This window comes from Frigidibacter sp. MR17.14 (assembly GCF_037095735.1).
GTDB lineage: Bacteria > Pseudomonadota > Alphaproteobacteria > Rhodobacterales > Rhodobacteraceae > Frigidibacter.
Genome location: NZ_JBAWKD010000003.1, coordinates 62,772 through 80,389, shown reverse-complemented (window position 1 = coordinate 80,389; position 17,618 = coordinate 62,772). Strand labels below are relative to the sequence as shown.

The window sequence follows — 17,618 nt, the reverse complement described above, 5'->3', positions numbered from 1 at the left end:
CGCCAGCCCGCGGTCGTCACGACCTCCTCCCGGGCGACTGCGCCCTGCATGGCACGCGCCCTCGCGTTCTGTCCAGCAAAGACGTGTCGGGGCAGGCGCTTAGCCGACAAAACACGCGCCGGGGCAAAGGTGACGCCGGGTCACTTCGCGCGCCTGCGGCGGATGTGCGGCGGCTTTGGGCGCCTCCGCCGGCGGTTTGCACAGCGATTGGGCGAGGGGGCCCGCCCAATGCTGCATCCGCATCAAGGCCGGCGGGCAAGCCCGTGATTCGTTTCGCTAATTGTCACACGACGCAGTTCGGACGGGCTCTGGCTGAACCGGCCACGGAACGCCCGCGCCAGCGTGCCCGCCGACGAGAAGCCGGTGGCATGCGCCACCTCGGCCACCGCCAGCCGCGTTTCCAGCAGCATCGCGCGCGCCGCGTCCAGCCGCAGGTTCAGCCCGTAGCCACCCGGGCCCGTGCCGAACTCGGCCCGGAACAGCCCTTCCAGCCGGCGCGGCGACAGGTTCAGGTCGCGTGCGATCTCTGCGGCCGAGGGCGGGTTGGCGATCGAGGCGCGCATCCGCGCGATCGCGGCGGCGACGCGGGGATCGGCGGCCTCGGGCCGCGGTGCCTCGCTTTCGCCGGCCGGGTCGGGCAGCGTCTCGGGCGGGGACTCGAGGCCCATCGACCGTGCCAGCCCGGCCGCCGCGTCGCGCCCCGCCCGCGCCTCGACCAGCGCCAGCGCCAGCGAGGCGGCCGAGCCGGGCGCCGCCGCGGTGACCCGGTCGCCGTCGAGCCGGATCGCGGTCTCGGCGAAGCGCAGGCGGGCCGGGGCGGTGAAGGGCATCGGCTGGCCCTCGGGGTCGATCGGGCAGGTGACTGTCCGCCCCTCAAGCAGGCCGGCCTGCGCAAGGAAGGCGATGCCGCCGCCGACGGCGCCCAGGATCGGGAACCGGGCCGAGGCGCGGGCGATCGAGCGGGCATGGTCGCGCGGATCGCCGTCGGGCGCGGCCAGCACGATCAGGCAGTCGCCTTCGGCCTCCTTGAGGCTCACGCGCGAGACGAGCTCGCCGCCCGAGGCCAGCCGCACCGGCCGGCCATTCGGTGTCACGACCTGAACGGTCATGTCGTCGCGGGCCGCAAGCGGGTCCGCTAAGCCCCCGAGCGCAAGCGCGGGGGTTCCGGGCAGCACCAGAATCGCAACGCGAAACGGTCCCTGCGCCTGAGAGAGATGGGGATGGAGCGCGGGCATGCGCATTTGCTAGCCGTCCCGCGGAAGCGCTTCAACCCGCGGCGGAATCGACTGTTGCATTTTGCGCCGGGTCCCGCCGATGCCGAGGTTGGTTTGCGCCATGGAAGTGTCGGAAACGGAAGCGCCGTTTCGGGTCCCGGATGGTGGTGTGACCGGATCGCGGGCGGGGCTCGGCGCCGCCGGATGCGGGATGGTCGAAGGGGCGGAACATGCAGTGGGACTACGTCATCGTCGGCGCGGGATCGGCCGGTTGCGTGCTGGCCAACCGGCTGAGCGAGGGCGGCCGCGCGCGGGTGCTGCTGCTGGAGGCAGGCGGCAGCGACCGCCGACTTTTTGTTGCGATGCCATTGGGTTACGGGAAGCTTTTCTATGACCCGACAGTGAACTGGTGCTTCCGGGCAGAGCCGGATCCGGGCCTTGCGGACCAAGCGGACCACTGGCCGCGGGGCAAGGTTCTGGGCGGTTCGAGCTCGATCAACGCCATGGTCTGGATCCGCGGCCATGCCTCGGATTACGCCGATTGGGAGGGCGTCGCCGGCCCGGCCTGGGGCCCCGCGGCGGCCCTCGAAGCCTACCGCGCGATCGAGGACAACGAGGCCGGCGGCGACGCATGGCGCGGGGTTGGCGGACCGCTTCACATCTCCGCGAACCGCCGAAATCTTCACCATTTGACTCAGGCATATCTCGACGCATGCCAATCCGCGCGACTCACCTTTAACCCGGACTTCAACGGCGCCGATCAGGAGGGCGCCGGTATCTACCAGCTGACCGTGAAATCCGGCCGCCGGATGTCCAGCGCGCGGGCCTTCCTGCGCCCGGCGATGGCGCGGGGCGGGGTCACCGTCGTCACCGGCGCGCAGGTAACCCGGGTGCTGTTCGAGGGGCGGCGCGCGGTGGGCGTCGAATACCGCCGCAAGGGGCAGCTGCAGACGGCTCGGACGGGGCGCGAGGTGATCCTTTCGGCCGGCGCGGTGCAAAGCCCGCAGCTGCTGATGCTCTCGGGGATCGGGCCGGCCGAGGCGCTGACATCGCTTGGCCTGCCGGTGCTGGCCGACCTGCCGGCGGTGGGCAAGAACCTCTGCGACCACCAGGGGATCAACTACACCTGGCGGATGACGGTGCCGACGCTGAACGAGGTGCTGCGGCCGTGGTGGGGCAAGGCGCTGGTCGGCGCGCAATGGCTGCTAACCGGGCGCGGGCCGCTCGCGGCCTCGATCAACCAAGGCGGCGGCTTCTTCCGCACCGACCCGCGGCTCGCGCGCCCGAACATGCAGCTTTACATGCAGGCCTTCTCGACCCTGCTGCCGCGGGCGGGCGAGCGTCCGGTGCTGACGCCCGACCCGTTCCCCGGCCTGTCGCTGGGACTGTCGAACTGCCGGCCCACCTCGCGCGGGGCGATCACCCTGCGCTCGGCCGATCCCTTCGCCGCGCCGCGGATCACCGTCAACGCCTTCTCGACCGAGGCCGACGTGGCCGAGATGCTGGCCGCGGTGAAGATGCTGCGCACCATCGCCGCGCAGCCGCCGCTCGCCCGGCTGATCGCCGAGGAACTGCGCCCCGGACCCGCCATCACCTCGGACGCCGACCTGATCGCCGATTTCCGTCAGCGCTCGGGCACGGTCTATCATGCCAGCTGCACCGCCCGGATCGGCGCGGACCCGAAGACCTCGGTGGTCGACAACCGCCTGCGCGTCCACGGCATCGCGGGGCTCAGGGTCTGCGACGCCTCGACCTTCCCGACGCTGATCGGCGGCAACACCAACGCGCCCTCGATCCTGACCGGCTGGATCGGGGCCGAGTTGATCCGCGCCGATCGCGGCTAGACCGCGGGCCTGCCTTACAGGAACCCGCGCGTCGGCCGGTCGAAGACCTTGCGGCCCAGAAGGCTCGCCACCAGCTCGACCATCAGCACCGCCGTGCGCCCGCGCTCGTCGAGGAACGGGTTAAGCTCGACGAGGTCGAGCGAGGTCACCAGCCCCGACTCGTGCAGAAGCTCCATCACCAGATGCGCCTCGCGGAAGGTGGCCCCGCCCGGCACCGTCGTGCCCACCGCCGGCGCCACCGAGGGGTCGAGGAAATCGACATCCAGCGAGACATGCAGCATCCCGTTCTCGGCCACCACGGCATCGAGGAACTCGCGCAGCGGCGCCACGATCCCGAACTCGTCCAGCACCCGCATGTCGTTGATGTCGATCTCGGTCTGCTGCAGCGCCGCATGCTCGGCCGGGTCGACCGAGCGGATGCCGTAAAGGCTGATGCGGCGGGTCGGGATCGGCTCGGGGAAGGGCGGGAAGGCCTCGAACCCCTCGCGCCCGGCGATATAGGCGACGGGCGTGCCGTGCAGGTTGCCGGACTGGGTGGTCAGCGGCGTGTGAAAGTCGGAATGCGCGTCGAGCCACAGCAGGAACAGCGGCCGGCCCACCGCGCGGGCATGGGCCGCGACCCCGGCGACCGAGCCCAGCGACAGCGAGTGATCGCCGCCCATGAAGATCGGGAAGCCGCCTTCGGACAGCGCCGCCTGACCCATGGCCGACAGCGCCTCGGTCCAACCAACCGTTTCCGCAAGGGAATGAACGGCGGGGTTCGGGCTGGTCACCGCACGCAGCGGCGGCAGCGCCGCATCGCCACGATCGACGCAGCCGTGGCCCAGTTCGGTGATGGTGCGCGCGAGGCCCGCGGTGCGATAGGCGGCGGGGCCCATCAGGCAGCCGGGGCGCTTCTGGCCGGTGTCGACCGGGGCTCCGATCAGGTGACAGGTCAGCGGCATCTCTGGCTCCTCACGCCGGGGTCATCCAGCGGGACGATAGGGCGGAGGGCCGGCAGGGAAAAGGCTGCCGCGGGGTCGGCGGGATGCTGCCGGACGCAAAAGAGGCGCCGGGGACAGCGGCGCCTCTTTCACGGTCTTTGGAACTGTCGTGTTCGGGTCTCAGCCGCCCCAGGTGCGGACCGGGCCGCAGTCCATATGCACAAAATTCGAGCGGCTGTACTTGCCGACGCCGCCGGCCGAACAGGCCATCGCCGCCTTGTACATCTGCCCGACCGAGCGCGAGGACAGCCGCAGGTCGGCGGCCTGGCCCTTCATGTGCAGCGAGTTCTTGGCAACCCCGCGCGAGCGCGAGCGCAGCATCGCGTTCGTCTCTGGCGAGCGGTAGCCCGACAGCATCATGTAGGGTTCGGAGGTGTCCATCAGCCGGTGCGAGGCCGCGGCGATGTCGAGGTTGCGGGCGTCGTAGTTGACGACCTTGTCGTTCCGCCAATCGCGCATGAAGTGATTGATCTCGCCCAGAACTTCCGGGATGTACTGGCCATCGACCCAGTAGATCGTGTCGATGCTTTCGCCGGTGCGGCCCGAGTACATGCGGATCCGGCGGACATCGCCTGCGCCGCGCAGGAACCCGAAGGCGTTCGAGTAGGTCGGGGCCGCAACCAGCGTGGTCGCCGCGAATACCCCGAGAAGCCCGCGCCGCGAGATCCCGTTCGAGTTGAGAAGAGTCATTCTGTGCGCCTGTCCCGTCGCTGGGGTCGCGTTTGTCGCGACCTTCTGATGAAGTTGTCCCCAAGTGCCCGGTTTTTATGCCACGGGTTCGCATGTGTGCCAACTGTGGAAAACCTTGCACTTAACGAAAGCCCGGACGCCTCGGCAGAAATTCGCGCATGAGGCCGGGGTGATGCTCAAGGAACAGGCAGAGTGGCTGTCATGCCACAGTCACATGCGCTCACCCTGCCGTGATTTACACTTCCGCGCAAAGACGGGAAAATCGGACGAAAATCCCCATAACGATGGCGACGAGGGGCCTATGTCGGACCGAGTGAACTGTTGCGCGCCTGTGACGCGCCGTGGGGCCGTCTGCGCGCCCCTGACGCGCCGCGCCCTGCGTGGACTGGCCGCTTCGGTGGCCCTTCTGGCGGTTTGCGCCGCCTTGCCGCTGCAGGCGAGCGAGCTCTGGGTTCCGCCGCTGACCGTTGCCGCCGACGAAACGACCGACTCGGCCGCGCCCGCCGCTGCCCCCGAGTCGCTGGTTCCCGCCGCGATGAGCGCGTCCTCGGCCGCGCCGGTCGGCGTCGCGACCCCGGCCACGCCCTTCGCCCGCAGCCTCGCCGATGCGCTGAGCGCCGAGGCCGACGCCCCGCTGGCTGCGTATTACGCCGCGAACGGCTGGCAGCCGCTGTTCACCGCGGCCGAGGACGGCGCCCGCCGGCTGGCGCTGATCTCGGCGCTCGACCGCGCGCCCGCGCATGGCCTGCCGGCCGCGCGCTACGATGCGGCCGCGCTGCGCGACCGCCTGGGCGCCGTGCGCACCGAAGGCGACCGCGCCCGGGCCGAGGCCGCGATGGCCCGCGCCTTCCTCGCCTATGCCTCGGACGTGGGGTCGGGGGCGCTCGTGCCCTCGCGCGTGGACAAGCAGATCGTCCGCGCCGTCCCGCACCGCGACAAGGGGCAGCTGATCGCGGCCTTCTCCCAGTCGGACCCCGCGGCCTTCCTGCGCGCGCTGCCGCCGCAGATGCCGGAATATGCCCAGCTGATGAAGGCCAAGCTCGACCTCGAAACCGCGATCGCCCGCGGTGGCTGGGGCCAGCCGGTGCCCGAGGGCGCGCTGCATCCGGGCGACACCGGCCGCGCCGTCGTCGCGTTGCGCGACCGACTGATCGCCGAGGGCTACCTGAGCCGCACCGCGACCGGCCTCTATGACGCCGACGTCACCCGCGCGGTGCAGGACTTCCAGATCGACATGGGCCTCGATCCCGACGGGGTCGCGGGGGCGGGCACCATCGCCCAGCTCAACGCCCGGCCCGAGACGCGGCTGCGCGCCGTGGTCGCCGGGCTTGAGCGGCTACGCTGGATGAACGGCGTCGAGCTGGGCGAGCGTCACATCTGGGTCAACCTGCCCGATTTCACCGCCAAGATCGTCGACGACGGCCGCGTCACCTTCCGCACCGTGGCGGTGATCGGCATGGATCAGGACGACCGCCGCACGCCCGAGTTCTCGGACCAGATGGAATACATGGTCGTGAACCCCAGCTGGCACGTGCCGCGGACGATCACGGTCAAGGAATACCTGCCGATGATGCAGCGCAACCGGAACGCGGCCGCGCAGCTTGATCTGGTGGACAGCCGTGGCCGCGTGGTGCCGCGCGATCAGGTGAATTTCGCGGCCTATACCCCGCGCAACTTCCCCTTCGCCATGCGCCAGCCGCCCTCGGACGGCAATGCGCTGGGCCTCGTGAAGTTCATGTTCCCGAACAAGTGGAACATCTACCTGCATGACACGCCCTCGAAGTCGCTGTTCCAGAAGGAAGTCCGCGCTTTCAGCCACGGTTGCATCCGCCTGCAGCAGCCCTTCGATTTCGCCTATCAGCTGCTGTCGAAGCAGACCGACGACCCCGAGGGCCTGTTCCAGCGCACGCTGTCCAGCGGGCGCGAGCAGTCGCTGACGCTGGACAAGCCGGTGCCGGTGCATCTGGTCTATTACACCGCCTGGCCCACGCCGCGCGGCCACATGGAATATCGAAACGACATCTACGGCCGCGACGCCGAGATTTTCCGCGAGCTGCAGGAGGCCGGTCTGGTCCTTGCCTCGGCAGAGGATTAAGTCCCGAGGATGACGCGGGGGGCGGAGACGCCCTTCGCCCGCAGACCCCGGAGGCCCTGAATGACCCAACCGCATCGCGTCACCGTCGCCGCCATCGCCGAGGCGCTCGGCGCCCGGGCCGAAGGCGATCTCACGATCGCGGTCACCTCGGCATCCGAACCCTCGGCCGCCGGGGCCGACCAGATCGCGCTGGCGATGGATCCGAAATACGCCCCCGGCCTCGCGCAGGGACAGGCCCGCGCCGCGGTGCTGTGGGAGGGCGCCGACTGGCAGGCGCTGGGGCTTCAGGCCGCGGTCTTCGTCGCCCGTCCGCGGCTGGCGATGGCGGGTCTGACTCGCGCCTTCGACCCCGGCCCGATGATCGCCCCCGGCATCCATGCCTCGGCCGTGATCGACCCTTCGGCGCAGATCGGCGCAGGCGCTGCGATCGGCCCCTTCGTGGTGATCGGCGCGGGCGTCAGCATCGGCGCCAATGCCCGCATCGCCGCCCATGCCTCGATCGCCGAGGGCGCGCGGATCGGTGAGGACGCGCTGATCCTGCAGGGCGCGCGGATCGGCGCGCGGGTGCGCATCGGCGACCGGTTCATCTGCCAGCCCGGCGCGGTGATCGGGTCGGACGGCTTCAGCTTCGTCACCCCCGAGAAATCGGGCGTCGAGGAAATCCGCGAGACGCTGGGCCAGCGCGACGCGATCCGCCAGCAAAGCTGGACGCGCATCCATTCGCTGGGCACCGTCGAGATCGGCGACGATGTCGAGATCGGCGCCAATGCCGCCATCGACCGCGGCACGGTGAAGGCCACGAAGATCGGGCGGGGCACCAAGCTCGACAACCTCGTGCATGTCGGCCACAACGTCGAGGTCGGCCAGGATTGCCTGCTCTGCGGGCAGGTGGGCATCGCCGGTTCGGCGCGCATCGGCAACCGCGTGGTGCTGGGCGGGCAATGCGGCGTGTCGGACAACATCTTCGTCGGCGATGACGTGATCGGCGGCGGCGCCACCAAGATCTTCACCAATGCACCCGCGGGCCGCGTGCTGCTGGGCAGCCCCGCGCTGAAGATGGAAACCCATGTCGAGGCCTGGAAGAACATCCGCCGGCTGGGGCGTCTCTTCACCCAAGTGGCAGAGCTTAAAGAAGCTGTTACAAGGCTGAGCCAGAAGGACTGACCGGCCCCGAACGGCCGGCAAGACCGGAGAAGACCATGACCGTCAAGGACCGCATCATCGCCATCATCGCCGAGCAGGCGGTTCTCGACCCTGCCGAGGTGACGCCCGAGGCGACGCTGGAAAGCCTTGGCATCGACAGCCTCGGCCTCGTCGAGTCGATCTTCGCGATCGAAGAGGCCTTCGACATCTCGGTGCCCTTCAACGCCAATGATCCGGCGGCCTCGGACTTCGACATTTCGTCCGTCGCCGCGATCACCGCGGCGGTCGAAAAGCTGATCGCCGAACAGCGGGCCTGACCTTGGCCCGCGTCGCGATCACCGGGGCCGGCACGATCAATGCGCTGGGCCATACCGTCGCCGAAACCTACGAGGCCTTCCGCGAAGGCCGCTGCGGCATCGGCCCCCTGGCCTTCCGCGATGTCGAGCGGCTGTCGATCCGCATCGGCGGGCAGGTGACGGGCTATGACCCCGAAACCCGCTTCAACCGCCAGCAGATCGCGCTTTACGACCGCTTCACCCAGTTCGCGCTGATCGCAGCGCGGCAGGCGATCGAGCAGTCGGGGCTCAGCTTTTCCGGCAATCTCGGCTACGAGACCGGGGTGGTCCTTGGCACCGCCGCCGGGGGCATGAACACTTGGGATGAGAACTACCGGCTGGTCTACGAAGAGGGCAAGAACCGCGTCCATCCCTTCGTCGTGCCGAAGCTGATGAACAACGCCGCCGCGAGCCACGTCTCGATGGAATGGAACCTGCGCGGCCCGGCCTTCACCGTCTCGACCGCCTGCGCCTCGTCTAACCACGCGATGGGGCAGGCCTTCAACATGGTGCGTTCGGGCATGGCCAAGGTGATGATCACCGGCGGATCCGAGGCGATGCTGACCTTCGGCGGCATCAAGGCCTGGGAAGGCCTGCGCGTCATGTCGCGCGACGCCTGCCGCCCGTTCAGCGCCAACCGCAACGGCATGGTGCAGGGCGAGGGCGCCGGGGTCTTCGTCTTCGAGGATTACGACCACGCCCGCGCCCGCGGTGCCACGATCCTGGCCGAGGTCATCGGCTTCGCCATGTCCTCGGATGCCTCGGACATCGTGATGCCCAGCCAGCAGGGCGCCGAGCGCGCGATCATCGGCTGCCTGCGCGATGCGAAGCTGAACCCCTCGGACGTGGGCTACATCAACGCGCATGGCACCGGCACCGCGGCCAACGACAAGACCGAAAGCGCCGCCGTCGCCCATGCCTTCGGCACCCATGCCGACCGGCTGATGATCTCGTCCACCAAGTCGGCGCATGGCCATTGCATCGGCGGCACCGGCGCGGTCGAGCTTCTGGCCTGCCTGATGGCCCTGACCGAGGGCGTGATCGCCCCCACGCTGGGCTATGAAGAGCCGGACCCGGAATGCGCGCTGGACGTGGTGCCCAACACCGCGCGCGAGGCACGGGTCGAGGTGGCGCTGTCGAACGCCTTCGCCTTCGGGGGCCTGAACGCCGTGATCGCGCTGCGTCGCGCCTGAACGACCTGACCGCTGAAATGCGGAACGGCGGCCCCGGGGGACCGCCGTTCGCCTGTCTGGCTGATCGAAGACGCGTCAGTTGCGCGGCTTCAGGATCGAGTCCTTGTTGGCCTCGTTCACCGCGTCGAGCCCGGCGGTGAAACCCTTGAGCGAGACGTTCAGCGCGACCTTCTGGTTCGGGGCGGCCAGCGGCGAGATCGAGATCGTCGCCTTGTTGCCCTTCTTCATCGCGTCGATCTCGGCCTGGGTGAAGCCCACGCGGGCCACGCAGCCCTGCGGCGCGCAGAAGGTGAACGGATAGCGCTTGGCCTCGGACGAGTCGATCTGCAGCGTGACCTGCTCGGTCAGCAGCGTCTCGAGCGGGGTCATGATCGTGGCGCCGGCCACCGCCTGCTGGCCCTTGGGCAGGCCGAACAGGCTGAACTCGGCCACCGAGTTGCCGTTCTGGTCCTTCAGCAGCTGGAACAGCTGGCAGGGATCGGTGCCGTCCTCGGTGTGGATGCAGCGCTGCTGCCAGTCGCCGTGGGTCGCCTCGATATAGGTCGTGCCCGGGCCATCGGCCTTCTGGCCCTCTGCGGGGGCAGCGGCGGGCGCGTCGGCGGCGGGGGCTGCCGGGGCGGCGGTCGCGGGGGCGTCGGCGGTCTGCGCGAAGCCGCTCACCGGCAGCGCAAGGCCGAGCGCAAGGGCGGCCACCGTCGAGAACCGCGCGAAGGTGAAATCGGTCATCCTGGTCCGTCTCCTCAGACTAGAGTCTGGCGGGGTCTAGCATGGGGTTGGGGGAGTGTCAGGGGGAAAACGCGCCGCGCCGGGGCGCTCGCGTGCCCGTGTCCGGCCCGCGCGATCAAGGCATTCGGCGCCGGATGGCGGCACGATCCGCCAAAGGAAAAGGGCCCCGCGAGGGGCCCCTTCGAGCGGTCTTTTCTCCCCGTCGGACTGGCCGACTTAGTCATTGATCGGGACGCTAAGGTTTCATGACGCCTGCGTCAACAGCCGATGAACGCGAAGAATGCGCCGCACAAGGGAATATTTTCCCTATTTTGGCGACCGGCGGGAAAAGGCCGCGCCCGAGGATCGGACGCGGCGAGTTGGACAGGGAGGAAGAGAGCGAAGCCCCGCAGCGCATGCGGGCGCTCCGCAATGCCAGACTGGCAGCGAGGCATTAACAAGCTATTGTGGCAGCGGTGGAAACGCGTCGGTACATCACGGACCTGCAGGAGGCGGACATGGCGGCAGCGGTCGATGAGGGCACGATCTTCGTGGGCGGCGGCGGCGCCGGCCATGCCGAGGCGCAGCGGCTCCTGCTGAAATACGGCAACCGCCACGGGCTGGTGGCCGGCGCGACCGGCACCGGCAAGACCGTCACCCTGCAGACCCTGGCCGAGGGCTTCTCGCTGGCCGGCGTGCCGGTGGTGCTGGCCGATGTGAAGGGCGATCTCGCCGGGCTGGCGATGCCGGGCTCGGCCACCGGCAAGCTGCACGCACCCTTCAGCGAGCGCGCCGCGCAGATCGGCTACGATCTGACCTATGACGCCTTCCCGGTCGCCTTCTGGGACATCTGGGGAGAGCTTGGCCACCCGGTGCGCACCACGGTGTCCGAGATGGGGCCGCTGCTGCTGTCGCGGCTGATGGACCTGACCGATGCGCAGGAAGGGGTGCTGAACATCGCCTTCCGCATCGCCGACGAAGAGGGGCTGGCGCTTCTCGACCTCAAGGATCTGCAGGCGATGCTGACCTTCGTAGGCGAGCATGCGAAAGAGATCGGCCTGCGCTACGGCAACATCTCGCCGGCCTCGGTCGGCGCGATCCAGCGCCAGCTGCTGGTGCTGGACGGGCAGGGCGGCGACCGGCTGTTCGGGGAACCCGCGCTGGCGCTTGGCGACATGATGCGCACCGGCACGGGCGGGCGCGGCCAGATCAACATCCTGGCCGCCGAAAAGCTGATGGGCGCGCCCCGGCTCTACGCGACCTTCCTGCTGTGGCTGCTGTCCGAGCTGTTCGAAGAGCTGCCCGAGGTCGGCGATCCCGACCGCCCCCGGCTCGTGTTCTTCTTCGACGAGGCGCATCTGCTGTTCGACGACGCCCCCAAGGCGCTGACCGACAAGGTCGAACAGGTTGCGCGCCTGATCCGCTCGAAAGGCGTCGGCATCTATTTCGTCACCCAGAACCCCGAGGACGTGCCCGACGATATCCTTGGCCAGCTCGGCAACCGGGTGCAGCACGCGCTGCGCGCCTTCACCGCCAAGGACCAGAAGGCGCTGTCGAAGGCCGCGCAGAACTACCGCGCCAACCCCGCCTTCGACACCGAGACCGCGATCCGAGAGGTCGGCACCGGCGAGGCGGTGACCTCGTTCCTCGAGGCCAAGGGCGCGCCGGGCATGGCCCAGCGCACGCTGATCCGCCCCCCGATGAGCCGTCTGGGCACCATCACCCCCGAGGAACGCGCCGCCGCCATCACCGCGACCGGGCTGCAGGCGACCTACGGGCGCAGCGTCGACCGGGTCTCGGCCTTCGAGATGCTGCGCGACCGCGCCGCCGCGGCCGCCCGCGCCGCCGAAGAGGCCGAGGAACGCGAGGCCCGCGCCAAGGAGGAGGAACGCGAATTCGCGAAGGCCCGCCGATACGAGGGCAAGGCGGTTGGGCGCTCGACCTCGCGTGCCGGTTCGCGGTCGAGCCGGTCGGACAGCATCGTCGAGACCTTCGGCAAAAGCCTTGCGCGCCAGATCGGCAGCCAGGCCGGGCGGACGATCGTGCGTGGGATCCTCGGCAGCCTCTTCAAGTCCCGCTGAGGCTGCGCAGGCGCAATCGGCGGAAACGCGCGTTTTCACGGAACCGTTAACGATCTGGCGGGTTGACCCGGCAACCCAGCCACCGTCACACGGGAGCCGACGATGTCCCTTCTGCGTAAGGCCGCCTTCGCGGCCCTCGTTCTTGCACCCGCCGCTCTGCCCGGCCTCGCCCTGGCCAACACCGGTTGCCAGGGCGGCTCGGCCGAAGCCCTGATGCGCGACCATTGCAAGCTGACGCTGGCGACGATCTCGCCCGACGATGCCAAGCCCGCGGCCAGCCTTGGCCCCAAGCGCATCGTGGTCCCGGCCAGCCAGAAGCACCTGCCGGCCTTCCAGATCGGCGACGACTTCCCGGTCTACAAGCACAACATCCTGATGGACCCGCCGCGCTACGGCCTGCCGGCGGTGAACGGCAACTGGCGCTATTACCGGGTCGAGGGCGACACCTACCGCGTCGATGCCGCGAGCCTGAAGGTGATCGAGGTCGTCGACACCAGCGCCAACCGGCTGCTGCGCTGACCGTATCGGGGAGGGTACCGGACGGCGCAGGACGGGGCGGGGCCACTGGCCGCCGCCCCGTTTTTATTTTTTCAGGTCAGCCTATTCCGCGGCGACCTTCTTCTTGATCTTCAGCATCGGCTTCAGGTAGCGCCCGGTATGGCTGCGCTCTGCCTCGGCCACTGCTTCCGGGGTGCCGGCGGCCACGATCTCGCCGCCGCCATCGCCGCCCTCGGGGCCGATGTCGATGATCCAGTCGGCGGTCTTGATGACGTCGAGGTTGTGCTCGATCACGATGACGGTGTTGCCCTGTTCGACCAGTTCATGCAGCACTTCCAGCAGCTTGCGGACATCCTCGAAATGCAGGCCGGTCGTCGGCTCGTCGAGGATGTAGAGCGTTCGGCCCGTCGCGCGCCGGCTGAGTTCCTTCGACAGCTTCACCCGCTGCGCCTCGCCGCCCGACAGCGTCGTCGCCTGCTGGCCGACCTTGATGTAGCCAAGGCCCACATGGACCAGCGCGTCCATCTTCTCGCGGATCGAGGGCACGGCAGAGAAGAAGCCCTGCGCATCTTCGACCGTCATATCAAGAACATCTGATATGCTCTTGTTCTTGAACTTGATTTCCAGCGTTTCGCGATTGTAGCGCTTGCCCTTGCAGGTCTCGCATTCGACATAGACGTCGGGCAGGAAGTGCATCTCGATCTTGATGACGCCGTCGCCCTGGCAGGCCTCGCAGCGGCCGCCCTTCACGTTGAACGAGAAGCGCCCGGGCTTGTAGCCGCGGGCCTGCGCCTCGGGCAGGCCCGCGAACCAGTCGCGGATCGGTCCGAAGGCGCCGGTATAGGTCGCGGGGTTCGAGCGCGGGGTGCGGCCGATCGGGCGCTGGTCGATGTCGATGACCTTGTCGAGATGCTCGAACCCCTTGATCGTGTCGCAGGGCGCGGGCGTCTCGCGCGCGCCGTTCAGGCGCATCGCCGCGGTCTTGTAGAGCGTCTCGATGGTCAGCGTCGACTTGCCGCCGCCCGAGACGCCGGCGACGCAGACGAACTTGCCCAGCGGGAACTCGGCGGTCACGTTCTTGAGGTTGTTGCCGCAAGCCCCTTCGACGACCAGCTTTTTGCCGTTCCCCTTGCGCCGGACCTTCGGCACCGCGATCTCGCGCGTGCCGGCCAGATACTGCCCGGTGAGCGAGGCGGGGTCGGCCTGGACCTGATCGGGCGTGCCGTGGCTGACGACCTGTCCGCCATGCACCCCGGCGCCGGGGCCGATGTCGAAGACGTAATCCGCATGCCGGATCGCATCCTCGTCATGTTCCACCACCAGCACGGTGTTGCCCTGATCGCGCAGGTTCTTCAGCGTCGTCAACAGGCGGTCGTTGTCGCGCTGGTGCAGCCCGATCGAGGGCTCATCGAGCACGTAGAGCACCCCCGTCAGCCCGGATCCGATCTGCGAGGCCAGCCGGATCCGCTGGCTTTCGCCGCCGGAAAGCGTGCCGGCCGCGCGCGACAGCGTCAGGTAATCGAGCCCGACATTCACAAGGAAGCCAAGGCGTTCGCGGATTTCCTTCAGGATCGCGCGGGCGATCTCGTTCTTCTGGTGCGACAGGGCCGCGGGCACGGTGCCGACCCAGTCATGCGCCTCGCGGATCGACATCTCGACCACCTGGCCGACATGCAGCCCGCCGATCTTCACTGCCAGCGCCTCGGGCTTCAGGCGGTAGCCCGAACAGGCATGGCAGGGGCGGTTGTTCTGATAGCGCTCCATCTCTTCGCGCGACCAGGCACTGTCGGTCTCGCGGTAGCGGCGTTCGAGGTTGGGCATGATGCCCTCGAAACTGCGCGAGACCTCGTAGACCCGGCCGCCCTCGTCGAAGCGGAACTTGATCTCTTCCCCCTTCGAGCCGTGCAGGATCAGGTCCTGCACCTCGGGCGAGAGGTCTTTCCACTTCGCCTTGCGCTCGAAGCCGTAGTGCTTGGACAGCGCGTCGATGGTCTGGGTCTGGAACGGGCTTTTCGACTTGCCCCAGGGCGCGATCGCCTCGGGCAGCTTCAGCGCGCTGTCGGGGACCACGAGGCGTTCATCGAAGAACAGCTCCATCCCCAGCCCGTCGCAGACCGGGCAGGCGCCGAAGGGGGCGTTGAACGAGAACAGCCGCGGCTCGATTTCCGGAATCGTGAAGCCGGACACCGGGCAGGCGAATTTTTCCGAGAAGGTGATGCGTTCGGCTTCCCAGCCCTCGGGCGCGTCGGCGGGGGCCGCAAGCTCGAGCAGCGCGATGCCCTCGGCCAGATCCAGCGCGGTGCGGAACGAATCCGCTAGCCGCGTTTCCAGCCCCTCGCGCACCACGATCCGGTCGACGACCACGTCGATGTCATGGCGGAACTTCTTGTCCAGCGCCGGGACCTCGTCGATCTCGTAGAAGGCGCCGTCGACCTTCAGGCGCTGGTAGCCCTGCTTGCGAAGCTCGGCGATCTCCTTTCGGTACTCGCCCTTGCGGTCGCGCACGATCGGCGCCAGCAGATAGGCGCGGGTGCCTTCGGGCAGGGCCATGGTGCGGTCGACCATGTCCTGCACCTGCTGCGCCTCGATCGGCAGGCCGGTCGCGGGCGAATAGGGCGTGCCGGCGCGCGCCCAAAGCAGGCGCATGTAGTCGTAGATCTCGGTGACGGTCCCCACCGTCGAGCGCGGGTTCTTCGACGTGGTCTTCTGCTCGATCGAGATCGCGGGGCTCAGCCCCGAGATGTGGTCGACATCCGGCTTGCCCATCATGTCGAGGAACTGCCGGGCATAGGCCGACAGGCTTTCGACATAGCGGCGCTGGCCTTCCGCATAGATCGTGTCGAAGGCCAGCGAGGATTTGCCCGAGCCCGAAAGCCCGGTGATCACCACGAACTGGTCGCGCGGGATGTCGACATCGACGCCCTTGAGGTTGTGCTCGCGCGCACCGCGGACCTCGATGAACTTCTGCTCTGCCATGTCGCACCCCATCGGCCCGCCGGGGGGAAGGCGGCGGGACCGGCAAGATGTAGGACAGGGCGGCCGAGTCTCCAACCCCGAAATGCGAACAAAGGGTAAACAGATCCACCAGTGGGCGTCAGTCGAAGCCGAGGAGCCGGCGCGGCGTTTCCCAGAGCACCGCGCGGCGGTCGGCGGGATCGGGCAGCAGCGGCCGCGACAGCGCGATCAGGGGGCCGTAGCCGATGCGGGCGGGGGCGCGCAGATGCGGCCAGTCAGAGCCCCACAGGCAGCGTCCGGGCCCGAAGGCGGCCAGCCGTGCTTGGAAATAGGGCGCGGTGTCGGGATAGGGCGCCTCGTGGGCCGAGAACTTCGATTGGCCCGGCATCTTCACCCAAGCACCAGCAGCGCGTGGCGCATGTCATGGGACGCCAGCAGCCGGGCGATCTAGGCCGGGGTGCCGATCTCGGCCCCGGCGGGCTTGTAGGGCGAGGCCGGGTCACAGGGGAAGCGCGCCGGGTCGAAGACGTGCAGGTGGCTGCCGATGCGAGGTTCTGGCCGAGGCTCCGGGCGGGCCTCGGGTGCGGCTTCGGGCATGGCGAGCCTTTCGCGGGGCAAAGGCCCGCGCCGGTCAGATCGACAGGCGCTGCGGGGCGGCGGGATGGCTGCCGTGGCTGCCGCGTTCGCGGTAGGGGGTGGTGGCGTAATGCGCCCGGTAGCATTTCGAGAAATGCGAGGGGCTGGCGAAGCCGCAGGCCAGCGCCACGTTGATCACGCTCATGTCGGTCTGCATCAGCAGGTTGCGCGCCTTCGACAGCCGCAGGTCCATGTAGTAGCGCTTGGGACTGCGGTTGAGATAGCGGCGGAACAGCCGTTCCAGCTGCCGCGTCGACATGCCCACGTCCTCGGCCAGATCGGCGGGGCTGATCGGCTCTTCGATCGCCTGCTCCATCATTTGGATGACCTGGCTCAGCTTCGGGTGGCGGACGCCGATCCGGGTCGGGATCGACAGGCGCTGGGTGTCCTGGTCGGTGCGGATCGAGGAATAGATCAGCTGGTCGGCGACGGTGTTGGCGATGTCCTCGCCATGGTCCTCGGCGATCAGCTTCAGCATCAGGTCGATCGAGGCGGTGCCGCCCGCGGTGGTCAGCCGATTGCCGTCGACGACGAAGACCGACTTGGTCAGCCGCACCTCCTCGAATTCCTCAAGGAAGCTGTCCTGGTTCTCCCAGTGGATCGTGGCGCGCTTGCCGTCCAGCAGCCCGGCCTTGGCGACCGCCCAGGCCCCGGTGCAGAGCCCGCCGATCGCCGCCCCGCGCCGTGCCTCGCGGCGCAGCCAGTTCAGGATCGGCTTCGAAGTCGCCTCGGCCACGTCGATGCCGCCGCAGACCAGCACGGTGTCGTCGCGCTCGATCTCCTCAAGCCCCATGTCCAGCTTGAACGAGGCCCCGTTCGAGCAGGTCGCCTCGATCCCGCCTTCGCCCGCCAGCTTCCATTCGTAGATCGGTTTGCCGGCGATGCGGTTGGCGATGCGCAGCGGCTCGATCGCGCCGGCGAAGCTCAGCATCGTGAAGCGGTCGAGCAGCAGGAAGACGAAGCGCCGCGGCGGGGCGTCCTTGCCGCGGCGGCCGGCCTCGGCCTTGGCCGGGGCAGGGCGGCGCCCTTCGGCGGGGCGCGGGGCTTGCAGGCGGGAAGGCGGCGGTGCCAGGCGTCCGGTGGCCATTTTGCGACCCAGATATGTCGTTTCGGAAGGCACAGAAGCAGGGAATCCGATGCGCCGCAAGCGGAGTTTTCGGGGCATGTTTCGGTTCCGCGGGGCGGGTCCGGCCGGACACATTGACGGCTAGGCAGGCGGGCCCGGCAGAGCTATAAGCCCGGCGGT

Annotated in this window: 14 protein-coding genes and 1 pseudogene; 7 read left to right on the top strand and 8 right to left on the bottom strand. The window is 69.0% G+C overall.

Annotated elements, in window-relative coordinates; all coding sequences use genetic code 11:
- Positions 1–242: 242 nt before the first annotated feature.
- Positions 243–1,235: a GlxA family transcriptional regulator gene (locus V8J36_RS08980; RefSeq protein WP_336466955.1), complete on the bottom strand. Its 993-nt coding sequence runs from the start codon at positions 1,233–1,235 to the stop codon at positions 243–245.
- A gap of 209 nt (positions 1,236–1,444) precedes the next feature.
- Here V8J36_RS08980 and V8J36_RS08975 point away from each other — a divergent pair, with 209 nt between their 5' ends.
- Positions 1,445–3,058, top strand: coding sequence for a GMC family oxidoreductase (locus V8J36_RS08975; RefSeq protein WP_336466954.1), 1,614 nt, complete (start codon positions 1,445–1,447; stop codon positions 3,056–3,058).
- A gap of 14 nt (positions 3,059–3,072) precedes the next feature.
- On the opposite strand, the gene rocF is transcribed toward V8J36_RS08975, so the two are convergent.
- Together rocF and V8J36_RS08965 are read right to left on the bottom strand one after the other, a co-directional pair.
- The gene (gene rocF / locus V8J36_RS08970) at positions 3,073–4,002 is read right to left on the bottom strand and encodes an arginase (protein WP_336466953.1); all 930 of its coding nucleotides are present in this window, start codon (positions 4,000–4,002) and stop codon (positions 3,073–3,075) included.
- A 159-nt stretch (positions 4,003–4,161) separates the two neighbouring features.
- A complete protein-coding gene (locus V8J36_RS08965; RefSeq protein ID WP_336466952.1) occupies positions 4,162–4,731 on the bottom strand; it encodes a YcbK family protein in 570 nt (189 codons plus the stop codon).
- Between the two features lie 535 nt (positions 4,732–5,266).
- On the opposite strand from V8J36_RS08965, the gene V8J36_RS08960 reads away from it, so the two are divergent.
- The 4 genes from V8J36_RS08960 to V8J36_RS08945 are packed head-to-tail and all read left to right on the top strand — an operon-like array spanning position 5,267 to position 9,497.
- A complete protein-coding gene (locus tag V8J36_RS08960) occupies positions 5,267–6,826 on the top strand; it encodes a L,D-transpeptidase family protein (protein ID WP_336467546.1) in 1,560 nt (519 codons plus the stop codon).
- A gap of 60 nt (positions 6,827–6,886) precedes the next feature.
- A complete protein-coding gene (lpxD, locus tag V8J36_RS08955; protein WP_336466951.1) occupies positions 6,887–7,990 on the top strand; it encodes a UDP-3-O-(3-hydroxymyristoyl)glucosamine N-acyltransferase in 1,104 nt (367 codons plus the stop codon).
- 35 nt (positions 7,991–8,025) lie between these two features.
- The gene (locus V8J36_RS08950; protein ID WP_336466950.1) at positions 8,026–8,286 is read left to right on the top strand and encodes an acyl carrier protein; all 261 of its coding nucleotides are present in this window, start codon (positions 8,026–8,028) and stop codon (positions 8,284–8,286) included.
- 2 nt (positions 8,287–8,288) lie between these two features.
- Complete coding sequence (locus V8J36_RS08945; RefSeq protein ID WP_336466949.1) at positions 8,289–9,497, top strand: beta-ketoacyl-[acyl-carrier-protein] synthase family protein; 1,209 nt, start codon at positions 8,289–8,291, stop codon at positions 9,495–9,497.
- A 75-nt stretch (positions 9,498–9,572) separates the two neighbouring features.
- On the opposite strand, the gene V8J36_RS08940 is transcribed toward V8J36_RS08945, so the two are convergent.
- Positions 9,573–10,223, bottom strand: coding sequence for an invasion associated locus B family protein (locus V8J36_RS08940; RefSeq protein WP_336466948.1), 651 nt, complete (start codon positions 10,221–10,223; stop codon positions 9,573–9,575).
- A gap of 497 nt (positions 10,224–10,720) precedes the next feature.
- On the opposite strand from V8J36_RS08940, the gene V8J36_RS08935 reads away from it, so the two are divergent.
- Together V8J36_RS08935 and V8J36_RS08930 are read left to right on the top strand one after the other, a co-directional pair.
- Positions 10,721–12,283: a helicase HerA-like domain-containing protein gene (locus V8J36_RS08935; protein ID WP_336466947.1), complete on the top strand. Its 1,563-nt coding sequence runs from the start codon at positions 10,721–10,723 to the stop codon at positions 12,281–12,283.
- Positions 12,284–12,385: 102 nt separating this feature from the next.
- Entirely contained in the window at positions 12,386–12,802 is a 417-nt protein-coding gene (locus tag V8J36_RS08930; RefSeq protein WP_336466946.1) for a hypothetical protein, read from the top strand.
- An 81-nt stretch (positions 12,803–12,883) separates the two neighbouring features.
- Here V8J36_RS08930 and uvrA read toward each other — a convergent pair whose 3' ends face one another.
- The 4 genes and pseudogenes from uvrA to V8J36_RS08910 form a co-directional block, all read right to left on the bottom strand.
- Positions 12,884–15,757: an excinuclease ABC subunit UvrA gene (gene uvrA, locus V8J36_RS08925; RefSeq protein ID WP_336466945.1), complete on the bottom strand. Its 2,874-nt coding sequence runs from the start codon at positions 15,755–15,757 to the stop codon at positions 12,884–12,886.
- A gap of 118 nt (positions 15,758–15,875) precedes the next feature.
- Positions 15,876–16,136, bottom strand: a pseudogene (locus V8J36_RS08920) (amidohydrolase family protein); the annotation flags it as partial.
- A 47-nt stretch (positions 16,137–16,183) separates the two neighbouring features.
- On the bottom strand, positions 16,184–16,333 hold the full coding sequence (locus V8J36_RS08915) for a hypothetical protein (protein ID WP_336466944.1): 150 nt from the start codon (positions 16,331–16,333) through the stop codon (positions 16,184–16,186).
- A 34-nt stretch (positions 16,334–16,367) separates the two neighbouring features.
- Positions 16,368–17,303, bottom strand: a complete 936-nt coding sequence (locus V8J36_RS08910) for a GlxA family transcriptional regulator (RefSeq protein ID WP_442902481.1) — start codon at positions 17,301–17,303, stop codon at positions 16,368–16,370.
- Positions 17,304–17,618: the final 315 nt, after the last annotated feature.